Below are 21108 nucleotides of genomic sequence, written 5' to 3' on the forward strand. Positions count from 1 at the left end.
ATAGGGTGCGCGGGTGAGTGAGCCCGCGAGCCATGCCGTGACGTCGAGCGACCTGTGGCCGGCGCCGCGACCCCGCGACGCGGTCGACCGTGTCGTCTCGCTGCCGGGCAGCAAGTCGCTGACCAACCGCGCCCTGCTCCTGGCCGCCGTCTCCGACGGCCCCAGCGTCGTACGCCGTCCGCTGCGCTCGCGCGACACGCTGCTCATGGCTGCGGCGCTCACGGCGCTCGGCACCGGGCTGGACGACCGCGACGGCGACTGGGCCGTCACTCCCGCCTCGTGGGACGACGACGCCGTGGTCGACTGCGGCCTGGCGGGCACCGTCATGCGGTTCGTGCCGCCGGTCGCCGGGCTGGCCCGCGGCCGGGTCGACTTCGACGGCGACCCCCACATGCGCCTGCGCCCGGTCGGCCCGATGCTGTCGGCCCTCGCCGCGCTGGGCGTGCGCGTCGAGGACGGCGGCCGCGGCGCGCTGCCGTTCGCGGTGCTGGGCGAGGGTGCGGTGCCGGGCGGCACCGTGACGATCGACGCCAGCGCCTCCTCGCAGTTCGTCTCCGCCCTGCTGCTCGCCGGTGCCCGCTACGAGCGCGGCGTCGACGTACGCCACGTCGGCAAGCCGGTGCCCTCGCTCCCCCACATCGAGATGACCGTCCAGATGCTCCGCCAGCACGGCGTCGAGGTCGACGACACCGACGCGAACCGGTGGGCGGTCGCTCCCGGCCCGGTGCACGCGTTCGACCACGACATCGAGCCCGACCTCTCCAACGCGGCGCCGTTCCTCGCCCTGGGCGCCGCGACGGGCGGTCGCGTCACCGTGACCGACTGGCCGACCGCGACCACCCAGCCGGGTGACGAGCTGCGCGAGATCCTCACCCGGATGGGGTGCGAGGTCACGCTCGCCGACGGGGACCTCACCGTGGTCGGCCCCGACCGGCTGAGCGGCGTCGACCTCGACCTGCACGACGTCGGGGAGCTCACGCCCGCCGTCGCGGCACTCTGCGCCCTGGCCGACTCCCCGTCCCACCTGCGCGGGATCGCCCACATCCGCGGCCACGAGACCGACCGGCTCGCGGCGCTCGCCACCGAGCTCGGCCGCCTCGGGGCCGACGTCACCGAGCGCGAGGACGGACTCTCCATCCGCCCCGCCGCGCTGCACGGCGGCACCTTCCACACCTACGCCGACCACCGGATGGCCCACGCCGCGGTGATCCTGGGCCTCGCCGTCGACGGTGTCCTCGTCGAGGACGTCGCCACCACGTCGAAGACCTTCCCCGACTTCGCCACCGCCTGGAGCCGGGCCGTGCACGGGACCGGGGTCACCGCGTGACCGGCCGCTACTCCGACCACGACCAGGAGCACTACGAGCGGCCGCGCCGCCGCACCCGGCCCCGCACCAAGGACCGGCCGTCCTACGACGACGCCGTCGACGCGCGCGTGGTGACGGTCGACCGCGGCCGCTTCACGCTGCTGCTCGACGGCCACCGGGTGATGGCGATGAAGTCGCGCCCGCTGGGCCGCAAGGGGGTCGTGGTCGGCGACCACGTCCGCGTCGTCGGCGACACGAGCGGCGCCGACGGCTCGCTGGCCCGCATCGTCGAGGTCGTCGAGCGCAGCACCACCCTGCGGCGCACGGCCGACGACGACGACCCGGTCGAGCGGGTGATCGTCTCCAACGCCGACCAGCTCGTGGTCGTGACCGCGCTGGCCGACCCCGAGCCGCGCCCACGCCTGATCGACCGCGCCCTCGTGGCGGCGTACGACGCCGGGATGGCGCCGCTCCTCTGCCTCACCAAGGCCGACCTGGCCGACCCGGAGACGCTCCTGTCGACCTACCGATCGCTCGGCGTGCCGTGGGTCGTCACCCAGCTCAAGGGCGAGGGGGCAGGCGACCTGACCGAGCTGCGCGAGCGGCTGCGGGGTCGCACCAGCGTGCTGGTCGGCCACAGCGGCGTGGGCAAGTCGACGCTGGTCAACGCGCTGGTGCCCGACGCGAAGCGCGAGGTGGGCATCGTCAACGCCGTCACCGGGCGCGGACGGCACACCTCGACCAGCGCCTACCTCCTCGAGCTCCCCGACGGTGACGGCTGGATCATCGACACCCCCGGCATCCGCTCCTTCGGCCTGGCCCATGTGAAGCCGGAGAACCTCATCGAGGCGTTCCCCGACCTCGAGGAGATGACGGAGGACTGTCCGCGAGGCTGCACCCACGGGGAGGGCGAGCCCGAGTGCGGTCTCGACGAGGCGCTCGAGGCCGGGGAGACCGACCCCGACCGGGTCGAGTCGTTCCGCCGGCTCCTCGCCGCTCGTGAGGGCGCCGTCGACTGGTAGGCCGCCGGCCGGAGTGCTCAGCCCCAGACGGACTTCGCGCCGGAGTCACCGGCGAGGAAGAGGGTGACCAGCAGGGCCACCGCGCCGGCCACCAGCAGCACCGCGGCCACGACCCCGATCGCGCCGCGCGTGGGCTGGGCTCCCCTGCCCGAGGCCAGCGCCGAGGCGCCGCCCAGCGCCCACGCGGCGAGCACCGCGACCGGCACGAAGCCCAGGGCCACGTTGCGCAGCAGCTCACCGTGCTCCTCGTGCTCCTCGACGAGCTCCTCGAGGCGGGGACGCGACTCCAGGAGGTCCTCGCCCGACGCCGTGGCCAGGAAGGCGCTCGCGGCGGTCAGGACGGCGAGGACCAGCAGCGGCCAGCGCAGCAGCCAGCGCCACCTCGGGACGAGTGCGTACGCCAGGGCGGTCAGGGCGGCGAGCGGCCCGAGGACCACGACGGCGTGGACGACGAGCGGGTGCAGCGGCACACCGTTGAGTTCCATGTGTGCAGGCTAGGGGTCGACGCTGGGAATAGCCTGTGGACATGCCCATCACCGGCGGCGCCGCCGACCACACCGACGACCTGCGCCTGGCGCACGTCCTGGCCGACGACGCGGACTCGCTCACGCTCGCCCGCTTCAAGGCCCTCGACCTCCACGTCATGAGCAAGCCGGACCTCACCCCGGTCACCGACGCCGACAAGGCCGTCGAGGAGGGGATCCGGCGCACGCTGTCGCGGGTCCGCTCGCGCGACGCCGTCGTGGGCGAGGAGCAGGGCACCACGGGGCACAGCCAGCGACGCTGGATCGTCGACCCGATCGACGGGACCAAGAACTACGTGCGCGGCGTGCCCGTGTGGGCCACCCTCATCGCACTGGCGATCGACGACGAGGTGGTCCTCGGCGTGGTCTCCGCCCCCCAGCTGCAGCGCCGCTGGTGGGCCTCGGCCGGCGGCGGTGCCTGGACGGGTCGCTCGCTGCTGAAGGCGACGCGGTGCGAGGTCTCCGACGTACGCCGCCTCGAGGACGCCTCGCTGAGCTACTCCTCCCTCTCGGGCTGGGACGAGCGTGACCGCCTCGACGACTTCGTCTCGCTGTCGCGCCGGTGCTGGCGCACCCGAGCCTACGGCGACTTCTGGTCCTACATGCTGCTCGCCGAGGGCGCGGTCGACATCGCGGCCGAGCCCGAGCTCGAGCTCTACGACATGGCCGCGCTGGACGTGATCGTGCGCGAGGCCGGGGGCCGCTTCACCTCCCTCGACGGCACGGACGGCCCGTGGGGCGGCAACGCGCTCGCGACCAACGGCCACCTGCACGAGGCGGCGCTGTCGTTCCTCGGCGCCCTGCCCGACGACGAGCTCGACCCCGACGTGCCCCGGCGCGGGCCGGGGTCGGTGAGCAACCTGCGCGACCGCCAGACCCCGCCCGTGCTGGACTGAGGGCACGCGCGCGGGACGTTCGCCCCTGTCCCTCACGCCCCGGCTTGGCTACGGTGACTCATCCGTAGTGTCGTCGGAGAGAGGTGGAGACCCATGAGGATCCAGGACGTCATCCAGCACAAGGCCAACCAGGACGTGGTGACCATCCGTCCCGACGCCACGGTCCGCGAGCTGGTCGCCCTGCTGGCCGAGCACAACGTCGGCGCCCTCGTGGTCAGCGACGACGGCGAGCGCGTCGCGGGCATCGTCAGCGAGCGCGACGTCGTACGCCGCCTGCACGCCGACGAGGCCGTGCTCGACAGCGTGGTCAGCTCGATCATGACCGCCGAGGTGCGCACCTGCTCGGGCCAGGACGGGCTCACCGACCTGATGCAGACGATGACCGAGCACCGCATCCGGCACGTCCCGGTGGTGGCCGACGAACGGCTGACCGGCATCATCAGCATCGGTGACGTGGTCAAGAGCCGCATCGGCGAGCTCGAGTTCGAGCGCGACCAGCTCGACAGCTACGTCCACCAGACCTGACCGCCTGGCCCCCGGGCCAGCACGAACGAATGGAGCAAGCGTGAGCGAGAAGCCCGACGTCGACCCGCACATGGGCGAGGCCCCCGAGGACCTGGAGGTCACCGACCTCGTCGAGGGTGACGGCGCGGAGGCCACCTCCGGCTCGACCGTCTCGGTCCACTACGTCGGCGTCGCCCACTCCACGGGCGAGGAGTTCGACGCGTCCTACAACCGCGGCACCCCGCTGCAGTTCCGCCTCGGCATCGGTCAGGTCATCTCCGGCTGGGACACCGGCGTGCAGGGCATGAAGGTCGGCGGCCGTCGTCGCCTCGTCATCCCGCCGCACCTGGGCTACGGCGACCGTGGCGCCGGCGGCGCGATCAAGCCGGGCGAGACCCTGATCTTCGTGGTGGACCTCCTCGAGGTCCGCTGACCTCCAGCCGCACAGCACCACCCGCAGCACCCGACGTCGGGCGGCACTTCACCGTTCCTCACGCCTGCGCATCGTGGACCAGGATCGCGACCTGCACCCGGTTCTCGACGCCCAGCTTGGTGAAGAGCCGCCCGACGTGCGTCTTCACCGTCGGCACGCCCATGAAGAGCTCGGCCGCGATCTCCGCGTTGCTCTGCCCACGCGCGACACCCTCGGCCACGTCCCGCTCCCGCTCGGTGAGCCGGGCCAGTGCCGCACGGGCAGAGCCTGCGCGCTCGTGCGTCCCGGGCTGCACGGAGTCCTTCGTGACGGCGGCGATCAGCTGCGCGGTGACGCTCGGCGACAGCATCGGTTGCCCCGTGGCGACCGTCCGGACGGCCTCGACGAGACGGGCGGGCGGGGTGTCCTTGAGCAGGAACCCCGCGGCCCCGACCCGGAGGGCACGGAGCACCATGTCGTCGGTGTCGAAGGTCGTCAGCACGATGATCCGCAGCGCCGGGTGCGCGGCCAGGAGCGCCTCGGTCGCGCTGAGCCCGTCGCGCACGGGCATCCGGATGTCCATCAGCACGACCTCGGCGCCGGAGCGCGGGACGACGCTCAGCGCCTCCTCGCCGTCGCCGGCCTCGGCGACGACGGTGATCCCCGACGCCCCGCCCAGCATCATCCTGAGCGCCGCTCGCACCATCGGGTCGTCGTCGACGACCGCGAGCGAGATCGCCGGAGGGGTGGTCGCGGAGCTCGCCTCGCCGGTCACGACTCCCACGGTATCCATGCCCTGACGGCGTACCCGCCACTGGCGTCGACGCCGTGGTTGATCCGGCCACCCGCCAGCGCGGCGCGCTCGGCGAGGCCGATCAGGCCGAGCCCCGACGCGGGAAGGAGCGGCGGTCCCGACCCCGGCGTGACCGGCGCCGCGTTGCGCACCGCGACCACCAGCCCGTCATCGGGAGAGCCCGCGATGTCCACGGTGACGGCGGTGCCGGGGGCATGCTTGCGCGCGTTGGTGAGCGCCTCCTGCGCGATGCGGTACGCCGTCCTGCCGGTGCCCGCCGGTAGCTCGCCCTCCACCCGGTCCGAGAGCCGCACCCGCATCCCACCCGCTCGCTCCTCCGCCACCAGTCCCGCGAGGTCGTCGATGCCCGGCTGCGGGCGCTCGGGCGCCGCCTCGGTGGGACGCGTCGGGTCGCGGAGCACGCCGAGGACTGCTCGCAGGTCCGACAGCGCCCGGTGCGCGTTCTCCTCGATCGACTGGGCAGCGCTCGCCTGCTCCTCGGCGGTCAGGTCCGTGCGGTAGCCCAGCGCTCCAGCGTTCATCGCCACCAGCGAGATCCGGTGGGCCAGCACGTCGTGCATCTCGCGGGCGATGCGCGTGCGCTCGGCCGCCTGGGCCTGGGCGACGCGGGCGCGCTGCTCGCGCTCCGCCGTCTCGGCCCGGTCGCGGTAGGAGTCGACGAGCTGGCGCTGGGAGCCCATGGCGTAGCCGGTGGCGATGAGGATGCCGTTGACCAGCACCCCGAACGCGGCGGCGACCCAGAGCGGCAGCGTGTCCTCGGAGATCCCGACCTGCTCCTGCACGATCCCCGAGACCACGCCCAACGGTGCCACCAGCGCGATCAGCCGCCACCGACGATGCGACGCCAGCGACCCGACGATCCATGTCGCCGGACCGGCGCTCGTGGCCGAGACGCAGGCGACCGCCGTCAGCACGAGCGCGATGGCGGCGGGGTGCCGGTGACGCCAGCGGATCAGCACGAAGGACAGCAGGCCCACTGCCGGGTCGCCCCACAGGTACCAGGACATCGCGGCGTCGGACGGCCGCTCCCCTGCGCTGACGAGCGGCCCGCCCCAGACCAGCAGGCTGATCGCGAGGGCGAGGGCGTAGCGCCAGGCTGCCGCCATCCGCCGGGGGCGCTGCTCGGCGACCACCGTGTCGTCCTCGGGCATGGCCCGAGGCTAGAGGACCCCGCACGCCCCACGCGTCCGACCAAGGTGTCGGCCCCGGGAGGCGGATCGATACCTGGGTCGGATGCCGGGGAACCTTGCGTCCGATGTCCGGCACCCCTCGTCCCGTCGAGGCTCGAGACATGATCACAGTGGAGAACCTGACCAAGCGCTACGGCGGCTTCACCGCCGTCGACGACATCTCGTTCGAGGTGCGGCCGGGGAGCGTGGTCGGCTTCCTGGGCCCGAACGGTGCCGGCAAGTCGACCGCGATGCGGATGATGACCGGGCTGACCCCGCCCACGTCCGGCCGCGCGACGATCCTCGGCCGGACCTACCGCGAGCTGCACAACCCCGGCCGACAGGTCGGCGTCATGCTCGACGCGTCCGCCCAGCACCCGGGCCGCACGGGCCGCGAGGTGCTCCTCGTGGCCGCCATCTCCGTCGGGGTGTCCCGCACGCGGGTCGAGGAGGTGCTCGCGCTGGTCGGCCTGACCGACGCGGAGGCCGGACGCCGGGTGCGCAACTACTCCCTCGGCATGCGGCAGCGGCTCGGCATCGCGGCCGCGCTGCTGGGCGAGCCCCAGGTGCTGGTGCTCGACGAGCCGGCCAACGGCCTCGACCCGCAGGGCATCCACTGGATGCGCGGGCTGCTGCGGCGCTTCGCCGACGGCGGCGGGACCGTGCTGCTCTCGAGCCACCTCCTGCACGAGGTGCAGATCGTGGCCGACGACCTCGTGATGATCGGTCGCGGCCGGATCGTGGCGATGGGCTCGAAGGAGGAGCTGCTGAGCCGCGGTGGCACCACCGTCCACTCCACCGACGACACCCGGCTCGCCGGCCTGCTGGAGGCGGCCGACGTGCCCGTCACCCGCACCGGCTCCGGGCTCGTCGTCGACGCCGAGCCCGGCGTGGTCGGCAGGATCGCCGCCGAGGAGCGCGTCGTGCTCCTCGAGCTGCGCTCCGGGGGCTCCGAAGGCCTCGAAGAGATGTTCCTCGGCCTCACGGCCGCCACCTCACGCGTTGGAGACGCAGCATGAGCTCGACCGAGACGAGCACCGCCCGGACGACCGACACGCCGGCCGTCGGCAGGGACGGCGTACGCACTCCGGAGGCGCTGCCCGGGCGCCCGGGGGTCCCGTTCGGGCGCACCCTGCACGCCGAGCTGCGCAAGATGGTCGACACCCGCGCCGGCCGCTGGATGGTCATCGTGATGGCGGCCGTCGCCGCGCTCATCCTGGTCGCGTTCCTCATCTGGGGTCCGGCCGAGGACGCCTCCTTCTCGGGGCTGCTCGAGCTGTCGACGCTGCCGCTGGCGATGCTGCTGCCGGTCCTCGGCATCATGGCCGCGACGGCCGAGTGGAGCCAGCGCACCGGGCTGGTCACCTTCACCCTCGAGCCGCACCGCGGACGGGTGGTGCTCGCGAAGGTGCTGGCCGCGCTCGCGCTGGCTCTGGTCGTGCTCGTCGTGGCCGTGGCCGCGTCGGCGCTGGCCAACGTCGCCGGCGGCACCGGTGAGTGGGACCTCTCCGCAGCAGCCGCGGGCGGCCTCGTGCTCGCCCTGCTGATCTACGTCCTGCAGGGCGTCGCGTTCGGCCTGCTGTTCCTCAACACACCGGTCGCGATCGTCTCGGTGCTGGTGCTGCCGACCGTGTGGTCCATTGCCACCACGGCGATCTCGTCACTGCAGGACATCGGCCGGTGGCTGAACCTCGACCTCGTGACCCAGCCGCTGTTCGCCGGCGAGATGGGTGGCCGGGACTGGGCGCAGCTCGGGACCGCACTCGCCGTGTGGGTGCTGCTGCCCCTGGCGGTCGGGACCCACCGCGTCCTGCACCGCGAGGTGAAGTAGCACCTCGCGACCCTCACCGCCTCTCACCAGGGGACGTCGATCTCGACCTCTCCGGTGGCGACCCGGGCCGCCAGCCCGCCCAGCGTGACCACGTCACCGGGGACGAGCTGGCGGCCCCGCCGCGTCTCGACCTCGCCGTTGACCGTGACCGCGCCGTCGGCCAGGACGGGCTTGGCGTCGGAGCCGCTCTCGATCAGGTTGGCCAGCTTGAGGAACTGGCCCAGCCGGATCGACTCGTCGCGGATCGGCACGTCCATGGGCTCGGGTTCGCCGGGTGTCATGGGTCAAGTGAACACTGTCGCGTGCCAAGGTTGGCACCCACCACCGCGCCGTCCTCAGGGGGAGATCCACCGATGCGCCGTCCGTTCCTGCTGCTCGTGCTGCTGGTCGTGGTGGCGCTCGCGCTGCCCGCAGCGGCGTACGACACCGCGCCTGCGGCACGCGCGGGAAAGACGGGCTGCGATGCGGCCGGGGGCATCGAGGTGTGCTTCTCGTCCCCGCCCACCCGGGCCGACGACCCGACCGTGCTGGCACGGCCGAGCAGCCTCTTCGACGACGCCGGCCCGGGCGACACGATCCGGGTCGCGATGTTCCGGTGGGACATCGAAGCGCCCACGAAGGCCCTGGTCGCGGCGCAGCGTCGGGGCGCCGAGGTCTACCTCGTCGGCGACGACGACCTGCGGCTCAACTCTCGCGGCCGGCGGCTGATCGAGAAGATCGAGGGCCAGGACCCCGCCCGCAAGAACGTCACCATCTGCCGCGGCGCGTGCCTGCCGTGGCGGGCACCGGGGCCGTTCCCGGACAGCCAGAACGTGCAGCACCTCAAGTTCTACGTCACCGACATCGGTGGCGTGCAGTCGTTCATCACCAGCTCGGCCAACCTCGAGGACCGGCAGTACCGGCAGTACAACTCCTTCCTCCGGATCGAGGACCCGGCGCTGTACCGCTTCGGGACGGCGTACTTCGCCCGGCTCTTCGACCAGAGCCTGACGGTCGGCGGGCGCACCTGGAACGACCGGAGCAAGGTCTTCGAGTCCGGGTCCGTCACCGCCGCGGTCTATCCCTCGCGTCGCGACCTGCTGCTCTCCACGCTGCGTGACATCAGCTGCCGCCCGGGAGCGCGCGACGTGTCCGCGATGTTCGCCGTGATCCAGCGGGCGGACGTGCGCGCGGAGCTGGTGCGGCTCTCGACGCGGGGCTGCCGGGTGCGGATCATCACGACCCGGGACACGGTCGAGAACTGGCTCGAGGCCAGGCTCCCCCAGGGCCGGCTCGCCCGCTCCGCCGTCCGCACGACGCTCACCCACGACAAGATGCTCGCCGTCCACGCGCGGTTCCGCGGCAGGCCCACGTTCCTCACCGTCACGGGCACGTCCAACACCACCTGCGGCGGCCTGCTCTACAACGACGAGGTCATGGTGCGCATCGTCGACAACCGCTGGGTCCACGACCAGTACGCCGCGCACTTCGAGGACGCGTGGGCACACTCCCACCAGAGCCGGTCGCGGGTGATGCCCGTGATGAAGCCCTGCCGCTGACCCGGCCTCAGGACGCCAGCAGGCTGACGGCGTGGATCAGCACGCCGACGAGCCCGCCGACGATGGTGCCGTTGATGCGGATGAACTGCAGGTCGCGGCCGACGTGCAGCTCGATGCGCCGGGCGGCCTCCTTGCCGTCCCAGCGCTCGATCGTGTGCGTGATCACCGTGGTCACCTCGGCGCCGTAGCGCTCCACCATGAAGACCGTGAGGTCGGCGGCCATCCGGTCGAGTCGCTCGCGCAGGACCGCGTCGTCGCGCAGCCGCTGGGAGAACACGGTGAGCTCGGCCAGCAGTCGCTGGCGCACGGCACCCTCGCGGTCCTGGATCGAGCCCAGCAGGGCCGAGCGCATCGCCTTCCACAGCGAGATGGCGGTGGTGACCACCTGCGGGTGCTCGAGCAACCGGTTCTTGAAGCCCTCGGCACGGGCCTGGGTCTCGGCGTCGTTGAGCAGGTCGTGCGCCAGCTGCCCGAGCATGGAGTCCAGCGCCTCGCGGGCCCGGTGGTGCGGATCGTCGCGGATGTCCTCCAGCCAGGCCAGCGCCTGGACGTGGAGCCGCGAGGTGACCGCGTCGTTGAGCCGCGGCGGCGCCCACCACGGTGCACGCTCCTCGAGCACGCGGGAGAAGGTCTCGGGGTTGTCGACGAGCCACCGGTGCATCTCGTCGACCGCCAGGTCCACCACGCCGTGGTGGAGGTCGTCGCGCAGCACCTCCATGAGGGTCGTGCCGAGCAGCGGCGAGATCGGCTCCTCGCGGAACCGCGGCACGAGCGCCTGGGTGACGAGGTCGGCGACGTGGTCGTCGCGCACCTTGCCCAGCGCGATCGCCGCCACGTCGGACGCCTCGTCGACCACACGGCGGGCGTTGGCGGGGTCGGCCAGCCACTCCCCGACCCGGGCCGAGATCGTCGCCGCGGCCACCCGGTCACGGATGATGTCCTCCTGCAGGAAGTTCTCGCCGACGAACTCCTCGAGGCCCTTGCCGAGCTCGTCCTTGCGCTTCGGGATCAGCGCGGTGTGCGGGATCGGCAGGCCGAGCGGGTGCTTGAACAGGGCGGTCACGGCGAACCAGTCCGCGATCGCGCCGACCATCGACGCCTCGGCGCCGGCGTTGACGAAGCCCCAGAAGCCCTCGCGCCCCAGCGTGGCGACGTACACGCAGGCGGCGAGGAGCAGCAGCCCGACGGCGACGGTGCGCATCCGGCGCAGGCCGCGTCGGCGCGCCTCGTCGGCGCCCGGGTCGGGCGTGATGAGGGAGATCGTCGGGGCAGCCGTCGGGGACGTGGCGGGCATGCCAGCCATCCTCCCCGACCGTGCCAGAATGCGGCGCATGCCTCGCACCGTGATCACCTTCGGCACGTTCGACGTGTTCCACGTCGGGCACCTGCGCGTGCTCGAGCGCGCCGCGGCGCTGGGCGACCGGCTCGTGGTCGGCGTCTCCGCCGACGCGCTCAACGAGCGCAAGAAGGGCCGGGTCCCGGTCTTCACCGAGCGCGAGCGCCTGGCCATCGTCGGCGCGCTCAAGGTGGTCGACGAGGTCTTCGTCGAGGAGAGCCTGGAGCAGAAGCGCGACTACATCGTCGAGCACGGCGCCGACGTGCTGGTCATGGGCGATGACTGGGCCGGGAAGTTCGACGAGTTCGGCGACGTGTGCGAGGTGGTCTACCTCGAGCGCACGCCGGCCATCTCCACCACCGCGATCATCGAGCACATCGCGGACCTCTAGCCCGACCTCAGCCCGACCCCGACCCGACCCCCGCGACGACGTCCGGGGCCACCTCCAGGCCGTCCTGCCTGCCGATCCGTCGGCGTTCCGCCGTCCGTGCGCTGGGTTAGGGTCACACCCGAGATGACAACCACGAGGGGAACCATGCGCAGAATCGTCACCACCGCTGTTGCTCTGGCACTGATGGGTGGCGCGGCGCTGTCCGCCCCTGCCGTCGCCGCGGACCAGACCGGCAACCACCGCCCGGCCGGCCCCGGCAGCACGCACGTGCCGTCGCCCGCCGAGGCCCTCGAGCTCGCTCCCGAGCCTGCGCTGCCGGAGTTCGGCGCGGCGACCCCGACCGAGACGCTCGCCACGGCGCGCCGGGTGCTGGCCGGCAAGGCGCTCCCGCGCGATCCGTCCGCCACGCTCGCGCTGCGCGACCTCTGGCTCAACAAGACCCGGCTGCGTGGCAACGAGCGCCGCCTCGCCGACCGGCTGCTCGCCCGTCCGACCGACGGCGTCGGCGACCCCCAGGGGTTCGGCTACACCGTCCCGGAGGCCGCTCCGATCTGCAACACCCGCCTGTGCATCCACTACGTCCCCACCGGCGCCGACGCCCCGCCGTCGCCCGAGTGGCCCGCCACCAACCTGGCGATCATGGACGCCGTGTGGAGCCACGAGGTCGACGGCCTCGGCTACCGCGCGCCGCTCACCGACGGCGCCAAGGGCGGCAACGCGCTCTTCGACGTCTACCTCAAGGACCTCGGAGGTGACATCTACGGCTTCTGCGCCGGCGAGGACCAGGTCAGGAACCGCACCGGTTCCGGCTACTGCGTGCTCGACAACGACTTCGCGGCCGCCCAGTTCCCCACCGGCACCCCGACGGACAACCTGACGGTCACCGCGGCCCACGAGTTCTTCCACGCCATCCAGTACGCCTACGACTACCGCGAGGACCCCTGGATGATGGAGTCCACGGCCACGTGGATGGAGGAGCGGATCGCGACCGCGGTCAACGACAACCGCCAGTACTTCCCCTGGAGCCAGATCTACGCCCCCTACGTGCCGCTCGACCTGTTCAGCCGCAACGAGGGCTACCAGTACGGCAACTGGGTGTTCTGGGAGTACCTCTCCACCAAGTACGGCGTCGGCATCGTGAAGAAGGCCTGGGACCAGGCCGGCTCCCTCAAGAGCGACGGAGGCAAGTACAGCCTCACCGCCCTGCAGAAGGTGCTCAAGAAGAAGGGCGGCTTCGGCAAGGTCTACGCCCAGTACGCCGCCGGCAACCTCACCCCGGCCGCCAACTTCCCCGAGGGCGCCGAGTACCCGTTCCCCAAGGTCCGCGGCGGCAAGGCGCTCAGCAAGCGCAAGCGCACCAAGCGCTTCTCGACCAAGATCAACCACCTCGCCTCGGCCTCCTACGTCTACTCCCCCGGCAAGGGCCTGGGCAGCAAGAAGTGGAAGCTGTCGGTCAAGGTCAACGGCCCGGCCAAGGCGACGTCGCCCTACGCCGTGGTGGTCGTCCACCTCGCCAACGGCAAGCGCCAGACCAAGATGGTCAAGCTCAACCGTCGTGGTGCCGGGCACAAGGTGGTGGCCTTCAGCGGCAAGCGCGTCGCCGCGGTGTCGGTGACGCTGGTCAACGGCTCCACGCGTTACCGGTGCGGCAAGCGCACCGTGCTCGCCTGCGCCGGCCTCCCGCTCGACGACAAGGAGCGCTTCTCCGTCGTCGGCAAGGTGGTCAAGCGCTGAGGTTCACACGGGTTCCGATGCACTGAGGGCCAGCAGGGCGTGGAGGGCGGCGACGCACTCCGCGACCAGCGCGGGCAACAGGACCGGGCGCTCACCGGGCGGCACTGCCGACCAGGTGAGCGCCCGGTCCTCCGTGTAGGCCCACCAGGCGCGTACGACATCACGCTGGTGCGCGGGCACACCCAGCGCCGTCACGACCCGGTCGGTGCTGCCCTCACGGACCGAGTCCATCACCTCGGTGACCCGCGGGTCGGCGACGCCGTGGCCGTGGACGAGTGCGAGGTAGAAGTCGCGACGCCGCTCGATCTGCTCCACCATCAGCCGCGTGGTCATCTCGACCTGCGCCTCCCCGGACAGGTCCTCGTCCGGCGCCGTGGTGCGCAGCATCCGGCGCCCGGCCGCGGCGATGCACGCGAGGTAGAAGTCGGTCTTGGTCGGGAAGTAGTGGAAGAGCAGCCCGCGCGAGATGCCCGCCTCCGCGGCGATGTCGTCCATCGGCAGGTCCTGGATCGGCTTCTCGACGATCTTGGCGAGCCCGATGGCGACGAGCTGCCGGCGACGATCCTGCGCGCTCAGCCGTCGGCGTACGGGCTGGGCGTCCTCGGTGACAGGATGGTGGGACACGCTGTTGAGCATTGCTCAACAGTGTGCGAAGGTCAACGTCATGGACTTCTCCCTCTCTCCTCGCGCCGCCGACCTCCGTGATCGCGTGCGTGCGTTCGTCACCGACGAGATCGAGCCGATCGAGTCCGAGGCGCACCGCCGGATCACCCGGCTGCGCGAGTCGGGCGGCGACAGCTGGACGCCGGACCCGGTGATCGGGGAGCTGCAGGCCAAGGCCCGCGCGCAGGGGCTCTGGAACCTGTTCCTGCCCGCCGCCCACGCCGGCCGCTATGCCGCCGACTTCGGCACCGACGGCGGCGAGGGCCTCTCCAACGTGGACTACGCGCCGGTGGCCGAGGCCATGGGCCGCTCGTTCCTCGCTCCCCTGGTCTTCAACTCCAACGCACCCGACACCGGCAACATGGAGGTGCTGCTCAAGTACGGCACCGACGAGCAGAAGCAGCAGTGGCTCGAGCCGCTCCTGCGCGGCGAGATCCGCAGCGCCTTCTGCATGACCGAGCCCGAGGTCGCGTCCTCCGACGCGACCAACATGGCCGCCACCGCGGAGGTGGACGGCGACGAGGTCGTCATCAACGGCCGCAAGTGGTGGTCGACCGGGATCGGCAATCCCGACTGCAAGGTCCTCGTCTTCATGGGCCTCTCCGACCCCGACGCCGACCGGCACTCGCGCCACACCATGGTGCTGGTCCCCCGCGACGCCGCGGGCGTGACGGTCGAGCGGATGCTCACCACGATGGGCTACTACGACGAGCCGCTCGGCCACGGCGAGGTGTCCTTCGACAACGTGCGGGTCCCCCTCTCGAACGTGCTCCTGGGTCCGGGCCGCGCCTTCGAGATCGCGCAGGGCCGGCTGGGCCCGGGTCGCGTCCACCACTGCATGCGGGCCATCGGCCTCGCCGAGCGGGCTCTCGAGCTCGCGTGCGCCCGCGCCACCTCGCGCACCGCGTTCGGCAAGCCGATCGCCAACCTCGGCGGCAACCGCGAGCGCATCGCCGATGCCCGCATCGCGATCAACCGCTCGCGCCTGCTGGTGCTGCACGCCGCGTGGCTGCTCGACCAGGGGATGAGCCGCGAGGCCTACTCCGCAGTCAGCGAGATCAAGGTGGAGGTACCGAACATGGCCCTCGACGTGATCGACATGGCCATCCAGCTGCACGGCGGCGCCGGCGTCTCCGACGACTTCCCGCTCGCCGCGGCCTGGGTCGGCGCCCGCACGCTGCGCCTGGCCGACGGACCCGACGAGGTGCACCGCAACGTCGTCGCCAAGATCGAGCTCGGGAAGCACACCTCGTGAGCGCTCCCGACAACGGCCGGGTGCTGGTCACAGGTGCCGCGTCGGGCCTCGGGGCGGCGCTGGTCGCCGCCTTCCGCGCCCGCGGCGACGAGGTGCTCGCCACCGACCGCGTGGCCGCGGACGGCATCGACCTCGTCCTCGACATCACCTCCGACGACGACTGGGCGGCCGCGGTCGAGGCGGTGCGGGAGCGCTGGGGCGGCCTCGACGTGCTGGTCAACAACGCCGGCGTCGCCGGTGGCGGCAGGGTCGACCGCTGCACGCTCGAGGAGTGGCACTGGATCACCGACATCAACCTCTTCGGCGCGGTCCGCGGCACCCGGGCGTTCGTGCCGATGCTCAAGGAGCAGGGCTCCGGGCACCTGGTCAACGTCGCCTCGCTGGCCGGGCTCGTCCACCCGGCGGGGATGGGCTCCTACAACGCCGTGAAGGCGGCCGTCGTGGCCTTCACCGAGACGTGCGGGCACGAGCTGGCGTCGTACGGCATCCGGGCGAGCGTGGTGTGCCCGTCCTACTTCCGCACCAACCTGATGGACTCCATGCAGGGCAGCGACGAGGTCGTCGGCACGGTCGTCGCCGGGCTGGTCGAGCGGTCGCAGGTGACGGCCGAGGACGTCGCCGCTGCCGTCCTGGCCGGCATGGACGCCGGCGACGACGTGATCGTGCCCGACGAGGCCGCGCGCCAGGCGTACTTCCTGAAGTGGGCCGACCGGCCGGCCTACGACGCGGTGATGCGCGACCAGGCCGGCAAGCTCGAGGCCCTCTCGCAGGGGATCTCGTGACCGCCGTGCCGGGCGCCCGCGAGGTGCGCGAGGAGGACGCCTTCGACGTGGCGCGGGTGGCGGGCTGGGTCCGCGAGCACGCGCGCACGCCGGAGGGCCTCGACGGCGACCCGGAGGTGCGGCAGTTCACCGGGGGCGCCTCCAACCTGACCTACCTGCTGCGCTACCCGTCCGGCCGCGACCTGATCGTGCGCCGCGCGCCGCGCGGCACCAAGGCCAGGGGTGCGCACGACATGCACCGCGAGTACGTCATCCAGGCGGCGCTCGCGCCCGTCTTCGACTACGTCGCGCCGATGGTCGCCTTCTGCGACGACCCCGACGTGGTCGGCGGCGACTTCTACGCGATGGACCGCATCGCGGGCATCATCCCCCGCAGCGAGTGGCCCGCGGACGTCCCACTGTCGCCCGAGCAGGCGCACGCGCTGTGCCTCGACGCCGTCGACGTGCTGGCGGAGCTGCACGGCATCGACCCGGACGCGGCGGGACTCGCCCACCTGGGCAAGGGCGCCGGCTACGTACGCCGGCAGGTGGAGGGGTGGTCCACCCGCTACCGCAACGCCCGCACCGAGGACGTGCCCGACCTCGAGCCGGTGATGGCCTGGCTCGACGAGCAGCAGCCCGACGACGTCGCGACGTGCGTGATCCACAACGACTTCAAGCTCGACAACCTCGTGCTGGGCGCCGACGACGTGACGAAGGTCGTCGGTGTCCTCGACTGGGAGATGGCCACCCTCGGCGACCCGCTGATGGACCTCGCCGGCTCGATGGCCTACTGGGTCCAGGCCGACGACACCGAGGAGTTCCAGATGATGCGCCGGGTGCCCACGCACCTGCCGGGGATGCTGACCCGCGACGAGTTCGTGGCGGCCTACGGCGAGCGCACGGGGCGCACGGTCACGCCGGAGCAGTGGCGGTTCTACGAGGTGTTCGGGCTGTTCCGGATGGCCGTGATCGCCCAGCAGATCTACTACCGCTGGTTCCACGGGCAGACCACCAACGAGATGTACGCCCTCTTCGGCCCGGCCGTGCAGATCATCGGCCGCCGCCTCGACGGGCTCATCGCCTCGTGAGCTCGATCCTCCTGGTGCGGCACGGCCAGGCGTCGTTCGGTGCCGCCGACTACGACAACCTGTCCGCGACCGGCCACGAGCAGTCGCGCGTGCTCGGCGCGGCCCTGGCCGCCCGCGGCGTTTCCCCCGACCTCGTGGTCGCGGGCGAGATGAAGCGCCACGCGCAGACGGCTGCCGGCGTCCTCGAGGGAGCCGGGTGGTCGGCCGGCGTCCGGACCGACCCCGGCTGGAACGAGTTCGACCACCTGCAGGTCCTCGCCGTGCACGACCAGCCCACCACCGTCGAGGGCGAGTCGGAGAAGGCGACGTTCCAGCGGTGGTTCGAGGAGGCGACGCTCCGCTGGACCTCGGGCGAGCACGACGAGGCCTACGACGAGTCGTTCGGCGTCTTCACCTCACGGGTCGAGGCTGCCCTCGCCGGGCTCGTGGACGCCCTCCCCGGGAAGGGCACGGCCGTCGTGCTGACCAGCGGCGGCCCGGTCGCCTGGGCGTGCGCTGCCCTGCTGGCCGACCGCCCGGAGGCGCGCACCGACCTGTGGCTGCGGCTCAACCCGGTCTCGGTCAACACCGGCACCTCGACCGTGGTCTGCGGCGCGCGCGGCACGACCCTCGTCGCCTTCAACGCCCACGACCACCTCTCCCCCGACCTGCTCACCTATCGCTGACTCCCCAGGAGCCTCCATGTCCACGATCCTCATCACCGGCGCCAGCAGCGGGCTCGGCGCCGAGATGGCCCGCCAGTTCGCCGCCCTCGGGCACGACCTCGCGCTCTGCGCCCGACGTACCGAGCGCCTCGACGAGCTCGCCGCGGAGATCGCGGCCACCCACCCGGACGTGACCGTGTCGGTGAAGGCACTCGACGTCAACGACCACGACGCGGTCTTCCGGGTCTTCGAGGAGTTCCGTGAGGAGCTCGGCGGCCTGGACCGGGTCGTCGTCAACGCCGGCCTCGGCAAGGGCCAGCCGCTGGGCACGGGCCGGTTCGACGCCAACCGGCAGACAGCCGAGACCAACTTCATCGGGGCCCTCGCGCAGACCGAGGCGGCGGCCGGGATCTTCCGCGCCCAGGGCCGCGGCCACCTGGTGATGGTCTCGTCGTTCTCGGCGCTGCGCGGCATGCCCCGCAACATCACGACGTACGCCGCCAGCAAGGCCGCGGTCGCCCACCTCGCCGAGGGCTTCCGCGCCGACGTGCACGGCACCCCCATCAAGGTCACCGTGCTCTACCCGGGCTACATCGTCTCGGAGATGTCCGGCACCTCCGCCAGGACCCCGCTGGTGACCTCCACCGAGAAGGGCGTGCGCGCGATGGTCGAGGCCATCGAGAAGGAGAAGAGGTCGGCCCGCGTCCCGGCCTGGCCGTGGGCGCCCCTCGGCCTCGCGATCAAGCACGTCCCCGTCGGCGTGCTGCGTCGCCTGGGCTGACCGTGCTCGACGTCCGTCGTGTCACCCGCAGCCGGTGGGGCGGCCGGCTCTCCTCGACGATGGCCGGTCTCAACGCGCGGCACCCCTGGAGCCACAACGACCACTTCCACGGCTGGATCCTCGCCCGGCTGCCAGAGCAACCTCGTCGCGCCCTCGACGTCGGGTGCGGCCGCGGCGAGCTGCTGGCCCGCCTCGCCGAGAGGGTGCACGAGGTCGTCGGCATCGACACCGACGCGGGCATGCGGGCGGCCGCGACGGCGCGCTGCCTCGGCGTGCCGTCCGTCCACGTCTCCGACACGCCGCTCGCGTCGGTCGACGGGCCGTTCGACGTCGTCACGATGGTCGCGGTGCTGCACCACCTCGACGTCGAGGCCGCCCTCCACGACGTACGCCGCCTGCTGGCGCCCGGCGGCCGGTTCCTCTTCGTGGGACTCGCCCCACCGGCGTCTCCCGCCGACCTGGCCTGGGACCTCGCCTCCATGGTCACCAACCCTGTCATCGGCTTCGTGAAGCATCCGTGGCCCGCACGCGAGGCACCGGCGCCCCCGCCCTTCCCGGTCGCCGACCCGACCCTCACGTTCGACCAGCTGCGGGACCTTGCCCGCGCCGTGATGCCCGGCGCACGGATGCGCCACCACCTGGGGTTCCGGCACACGCTGGAGTGGACGGCGCCCTGAGCCAGGTCCGCCTGCGTCCTGCTCGAGGGTGGCGGCGGCTGTCGGTGCCGGTCCCTAGGGTCCGGTGGCATGAGCTCCTCGCAGCATGACTTCGACTTCATCTTCGGCAGCTGGTCGGTCCGCAACCGCAAGCTGGCGGACGTGACCGACCCGACCTGCGACCGCTGGGTCGAGTTCGATGCCCACAGTGATGTCAGTCCCGTCCTCCACGGCATCGGGCACGTCGACCAGATGAGCGTCCCCCATCCGACCGACGGCGGAGCGCCTTTCGACGGCTTCACCCTGCGTCTCTACGAGCCCGATGAGGAGACCTGGCGGATCTGGTGGAGCTCGACACGGGCGCCGGGAGTTCTCGACACGCCCGTCGCAGGCGGGTTCGACGGCACTCATGGGGTCTTCGAGACCGCCGACACGATCGCCGGACGTCACGTGCGGGTCCGCTTCGAGTGGTTGGCAGACGACCCGGACCGCCCACGGTGGCAGCAGTCGTTCTCCCACGACGACGGCGCCACGTGGACGCTCAACTGGCACATGACCTTCACCCGCGCCTGAGCACGCGGCCGACGGGACGGGCCGGTCGGCCGCACACCCGGGCCACCGCCTTCTACTGCTCCCTCGGCTGGACTCTGAACACCGAGATGTCCGACCACACCGTGTCGTGCTTCGCGATCGCGGCCTCGCTCTGCGCGAGGCGATCGTCGCCCTCGGGCGCTGGGGCGACGACGACACCTGAGCGTCCTGGCGACGTGAGGTCCGCGAGCCGGCCGCCCGTGGCACTCAGACGAACGGCAGGAGTGCCTCGATCGAGTCCGTCGGCGTCTTGAGGGCGATCCCGGCTCCGATCGCGCCGAGCCTCCAGGCCGCCCCGTCACGGAACAGCCTGGCCATGACGAGGCCCGTCTCGCGCACCCCGAGCGTGATGGTGAAGCGCGCCAGCTCGGTGCCGTCGTCGTCGAGGAGCCGGCAGTAGGCGTTGTGGATGTACTCCAGGGAGTGCCCCTGGTAGCTGCTGACCACGAACAGGATCGACTCGACCTTCGAGTAGACCCGACCCAGGTCCACCGTGATCACCTCGTCGTCGCCCGCGCCTTTGCCGGTGGTGTTGTCGCCCAGGTGGACCACCGACCCGTCCCGGGTCGCGAGGTTGTTGAAGAAGGCCAGGTCGAAGAGCTGGCCGCCGGCGAACTGCACGGCCGAGGCGTCGAGGTCGATGGGCGCTGCTCCGCTGCCGATGAAGCCGGCCGTCGGAGCGTGGTCCCAGCCGAGAGCCATCTGCACCTTGGTCAGGGGCGTCCCGTCCGCGGCGGTGAGAGCAAGCTCCTGGCCCTCGGTCAGCTCGATCACGGGTCGCTCCTTCGTCAGGTGGTGCTCACGAACGTACAGCCAGGGAGGCTGCGCCGACGGGCAGCGGCTGGCCTCAGGGCCGGGCGTCGCGTCGCTCCTGGAGCCGTGCGCGGGCCTCGGGCAGGTAGGTCAGGCACGGCGCCTCGACATCAGGGTGCTTGGACGTGAGGTGGAGGATCCATCGATCCATCGCGGCCATGTAGCCGTTGTCCTCACCGGCGCGGCGGGTGCTCCAGGCGCGGGTGCCGGATCCGGGGCGCGGGATCTCGCACTGCGTGCACGAGATCTTGTAGGCAAAGGAGTCGTCGGCGCTCACGTCGATGCGGACCACGGCCAGCGGGCCTGCGTCGGCGCTGGCCTTCCTCTGGCGGGCGGAGCGGCTGGCGGGCACAGGGACCTCGGTTCGTGCAGGGGG

At 72.2% G+C, this 21108-nt stretch carries 25 protein-coding genes; 17 read left to right on the forward strand and 8 right to left on the reverse strand.

All coding sequences use genetic code 11. The annotated features are described in order from the left end of the window. Positions 1-13: 13 nt before the first annotated feature. Together aroA and rsgA are read left to right on the forward strand one after the other, a co-directional pair. Complete coding sequence (gene aroA / locus ASC64_RS13840) at positions 14-1327, forward strand: 3-phosphoshikimate 1-carboxyvinyltransferase (protein ID WP_056908123.1); 1314 nt, start codon at positions 14-16, stop codon at positions 1325-1327. Further along, positions 1324-2328: a ribosome small subunit-dependent GTPase A gene (gene rsgA, locus ASC64_RS13845; protein WP_056908124.1), complete on the forward strand. Its 1005-nt coding sequence runs from the start codon at positions 1324-1326 to the stop codon at positions 2326-2328. Before aroA ends, rsgA begins: the two co-directional genes overlap by 4 nt. Positions 2329-2345: 17 nt before the next feature. Here rsgA and ASC64_RS13850 read toward each other — a convergent pair whose 3' ends face one another. Next, a complete protein-coding gene (locus ASC64_RS13850) occupies positions 2346-2813 on the reverse strand; it encodes a DUF2231 domain-containing protein (protein ID WP_056908125.1) in 468 nt (155 codons plus the stop codon). A 41-nt stretch (positions 2814-2854) separates the two neighbouring features. Between ASC64_RS13850 and ASC64_RS13855 the strand changes: the two genes are divergently transcribed. From ASC64_RS13855 to ASC64_RS13865, 3 genes are all read left to right on the forward strand, one after another. Next, positions 2855-3748, forward strand: coding sequence for an inositol monophosphatase family protein (locus ASC64_RS13855; RefSeq protein WP_056908409.1), 894 nt, complete (start codon positions 2855-2857; stop codon positions 3746-3748). A 93-nt stretch (positions 3749-3841) separates the two neighbouring features. After that, positions 3842-4273: a CBS domain-containing protein gene (locus ASC64_RS13860; RefSeq protein ID WP_056908126.1), complete on the forward strand. Its 432-nt coding sequence runs from the start codon at positions 3842-3844 to the stop codon at positions 4271-4273. Between the two features lie 70 nt (positions 4274-4343). Continuing rightward, positions 4344-4685: an FKBP-type peptidyl-prolyl cis-trans isomerase gene (locus tag ASC64_RS13865; protein ID WP_056908410.1), complete on the forward strand. Its 342-nt coding sequence runs from the start codon at positions 4344-4346 to the stop codon at positions 4683-4685. A gap of 58 nt (positions 4686-4743) precedes the next feature. Here ASC64_RS13865 and ASC64_RS13870 read toward each other — a convergent pair whose 3' ends face one another. Both ASC64_RS13870 and ASC64_RS13875 read right to left on the reverse strand, forming a co-directional pair. After that, positions 4744-5439 carry a response regulator gene (locus ASC64_RS13870; RefSeq protein WP_235563750.1) on the reverse strand — a complete coding sequence of 232 codons (696 nt, stop codon included), beginning with the start codon at positions 5437-5439 and terminating at the stop codon, positions 4744-4746. Next, a complete protein-coding gene (locus tag ASC64_RS13875) occupies positions 5436-6629 on the reverse strand; it encodes a sensor histidine kinase (RefSeq protein WP_082550483.1) in 1194 nt (397 codons plus the stop codon). Before ASC64_RS13875 ends, ASC64_RS13870 begins: the two co-directional genes overlap by 4 nt. Before the next feature lie 140 nt (positions 6630-6769). On the opposite strand from ASC64_RS13875, the gene ASC64_RS13880 reads away from it, so the two are divergent. Further along, positions 6770-7666: an ABC transporter ATP-binding protein gene (locus ASC64_RS13880; RefSeq protein WP_056908128.1), complete on the forward strand. Its 897-nt coding sequence runs from the start codon at positions 6770-6772 to the stop codon at positions 7664-7666. After that, positions 7663-8478 (forward strand): hypothetical protein, encoded by an 816-nt coding sequence (locus tag ASC64_RS13885; protein WP_056908129.1) that lies wholly within the window; start codon positions 7663-7665, stop codon positions 8476-8478. Before ASC64_RS13880 ends, ASC64_RS13885 begins: the two co-directional genes overlap by 4 nt. A 23-nt stretch (positions 8479-8501) precedes the next feature. Here the strand turns inward: ASC64_RS13885 and ASC64_RS13890 are convergent, their stop codons facing one another. Further along, complete coding sequence (locus ASC64_RS13890) at positions 8502-8759, reverse strand: RNA-binding S4 domain-containing protein (protein ID WP_283100209.1); 258 nt, start codon at positions 8757-8759, stop codon at positions 8502-8504. A gap of 72 nt (positions 8760-8831) precedes the next feature. Between ASC64_RS13890 and ASC64_RS13895 the strand changes: the two genes are divergently transcribed. Next, positions 8832-10016, forward strand: coding sequence for a phospholipase D-like domain-containing protein (locus ASC64_RS13895; protein WP_056908131.1), 1185 nt, complete (start codon positions 8832-8834; stop codon positions 10014-10016). A 7-nt stretch (positions 10017-10023) separates the two neighbouring features. Here ASC64_RS13895 and ASC64_RS13900 read toward each other — a convergent pair whose 3' ends face one another. Beyond that, positions 10024-11310 carry a DUF445 domain-containing protein gene (locus ASC64_RS13900; RefSeq protein WP_056908132.1) on the reverse strand — a complete coding sequence of 429 codons (1287 nt, stop codon included), beginning with the start codon at positions 11308-11310 and terminating at the stop codon, positions 10024-10026. 37 nt (positions 11311-11347) lie between these two features. On the opposite strand from ASC64_RS13900, the gene ASC64_RS13905 reads away from it, so the two are divergent. After that, positions 11348-11743 carry an adenylyltransferase/cytidyltransferase family protein gene (locus ASC64_RS13905; protein ID WP_156385200.1) on the forward strand — a complete coding sequence of 132 codons (396 nt, stop codon included), beginning with the start codon at positions 11348-11350 and terminating at the stop codon, positions 11741-11743. Positions 11744-11887: 144 nt separating this feature from the next. After that, the gene (locus tag ASC64_RS13910; protein ID WP_156385201.1) at positions 11888-13477 is read left to right on the forward strand and encodes an MXAN_6640 family putative metalloprotease; all 1590 of its coding nucleotides are present in this window, start codon (positions 11888-11890) and stop codon (positions 13475-13477) included. 3 nt (positions 13478-13480) lie between these two features. On the opposite strand, the gene ASC64_RS13915 is transcribed toward ASC64_RS13910, so the two are convergent. Further along, positions 13481-14101: a TetR/AcrR family transcriptional regulator gene (locus ASC64_RS13915; protein WP_200937755.1), complete on the reverse strand. Its 621-nt coding sequence runs from the start codon at positions 14099-14101 to the stop codon at positions 13481-13483. Positions 14102-14141: 40 nt separating this feature from the next. Between ASC64_RS13915 and ASC64_RS13920 the strand changes: the two genes are divergently transcribed. From ASC64_RS13920 to ASC64_RS13950, 7 genes are all read left to right on the forward strand, one after another. Then, positions 14142-15395 (forward strand): acyl-CoA dehydrogenase family protein, encoded by a 1254-nt coding sequence (locus ASC64_RS13920; RefSeq protein ID WP_056908135.1) that lies wholly within the window; start codon positions 14142-14144, stop codon positions 15393-15395. Next, positions 15392-16177 carry an SDR family NAD(P)-dependent oxidoreductase gene (locus ASC64_RS13925; protein WP_056908136.1) on the forward strand — a complete coding sequence of 262 codons (786 nt, stop codon included), beginning with the start codon at positions 15392-15394 and terminating at the stop codon, positions 16175-16177. Before ASC64_RS13920 ends, ASC64_RS13925 begins: the two co-directional genes overlap by 4 nt. Next, the gene (locus ASC64_RS13930; protein ID WP_056908137.1) at positions 16174-17247 is read left to right on the forward strand and encodes a phosphotransferase family protein; all 1074 of its coding nucleotides are present in this window, start codon (positions 16174-16176) and stop codon (positions 17245-17247) included. Before ASC64_RS13925 ends, ASC64_RS13930 begins: the two co-directional genes overlap by 4 nt. Beyond that, on the forward strand, positions 17244-17912 hold the full coding sequence (locus ASC64_RS13935; RefSeq protein WP_056908138.1) for a histidine phosphatase family protein: 669 nt from the start codon (positions 17244-17246) through the stop codon (positions 17910-17912). The genes ASC64_RS13930 and ASC64_RS13935 overlap by 4 nt, the downstream gene beginning before the upstream one ends. Positions 17913-17928: 16 nt before the next feature. Beyond that, entirely contained in the window at positions 17929-18672 is a 744-nt protein-coding gene (locus ASC64_RS13940) for an SDR family oxidoreductase (protein ID WP_056908139.1), read from the forward strand. 2 nt (positions 18673-18674) lie between these two features. Beyond that, on the forward strand, positions 18675-19349 hold the full coding sequence (locus ASC64_RS13945; protein ID WP_235563751.1) for a class I SAM-dependent methyltransferase: 675 nt from the start codon (positions 18675-18677) through the stop codon (positions 19347-19349). 69 nt (positions 19350-19418) lie between these two features. Then, positions 19419-19901: a hypothetical protein gene (locus ASC64_RS13950; protein ID WP_056908140.1), complete on the forward strand. Its 483-nt coding sequence runs from the start codon at positions 19419-19421 to the stop codon at positions 19899-19901. 225 nt (positions 19902-20126) lie between these two features. Here ASC64_RS13950 and ASC64_RS13955 read toward each other — a convergent pair whose 3' ends face one another. After that, positions 20127-20693, reverse strand: a complete 567-nt coding sequence (locus ASC64_RS13955; RefSeq protein WP_056908141.1) for a TerD family protein — start codon at positions 20691-20693, stop codon at positions 20127-20129. A gap of 73 nt (positions 20694-20766) precedes the next feature. Next, positions 20767-21084: a hypothetical protein gene (locus ASC64_RS13960; RefSeq protein ID WP_056908142.1), complete on the reverse strand. Its 318-nt coding sequence runs from the start codon at positions 21082-21084 to the stop codon at positions 20767-20769. Positions 21085-21108 lie beyond the last annotated feature (24 nt).

It is taken from the genome of Nocardioides sp. Root122, from assembly GCF_001425025.1.
Classification (GTDB): Bacteria; Actinomycetota; Actinomycetes; order Propionibacteriales; family Nocardioidaceae; genus Nocardioides.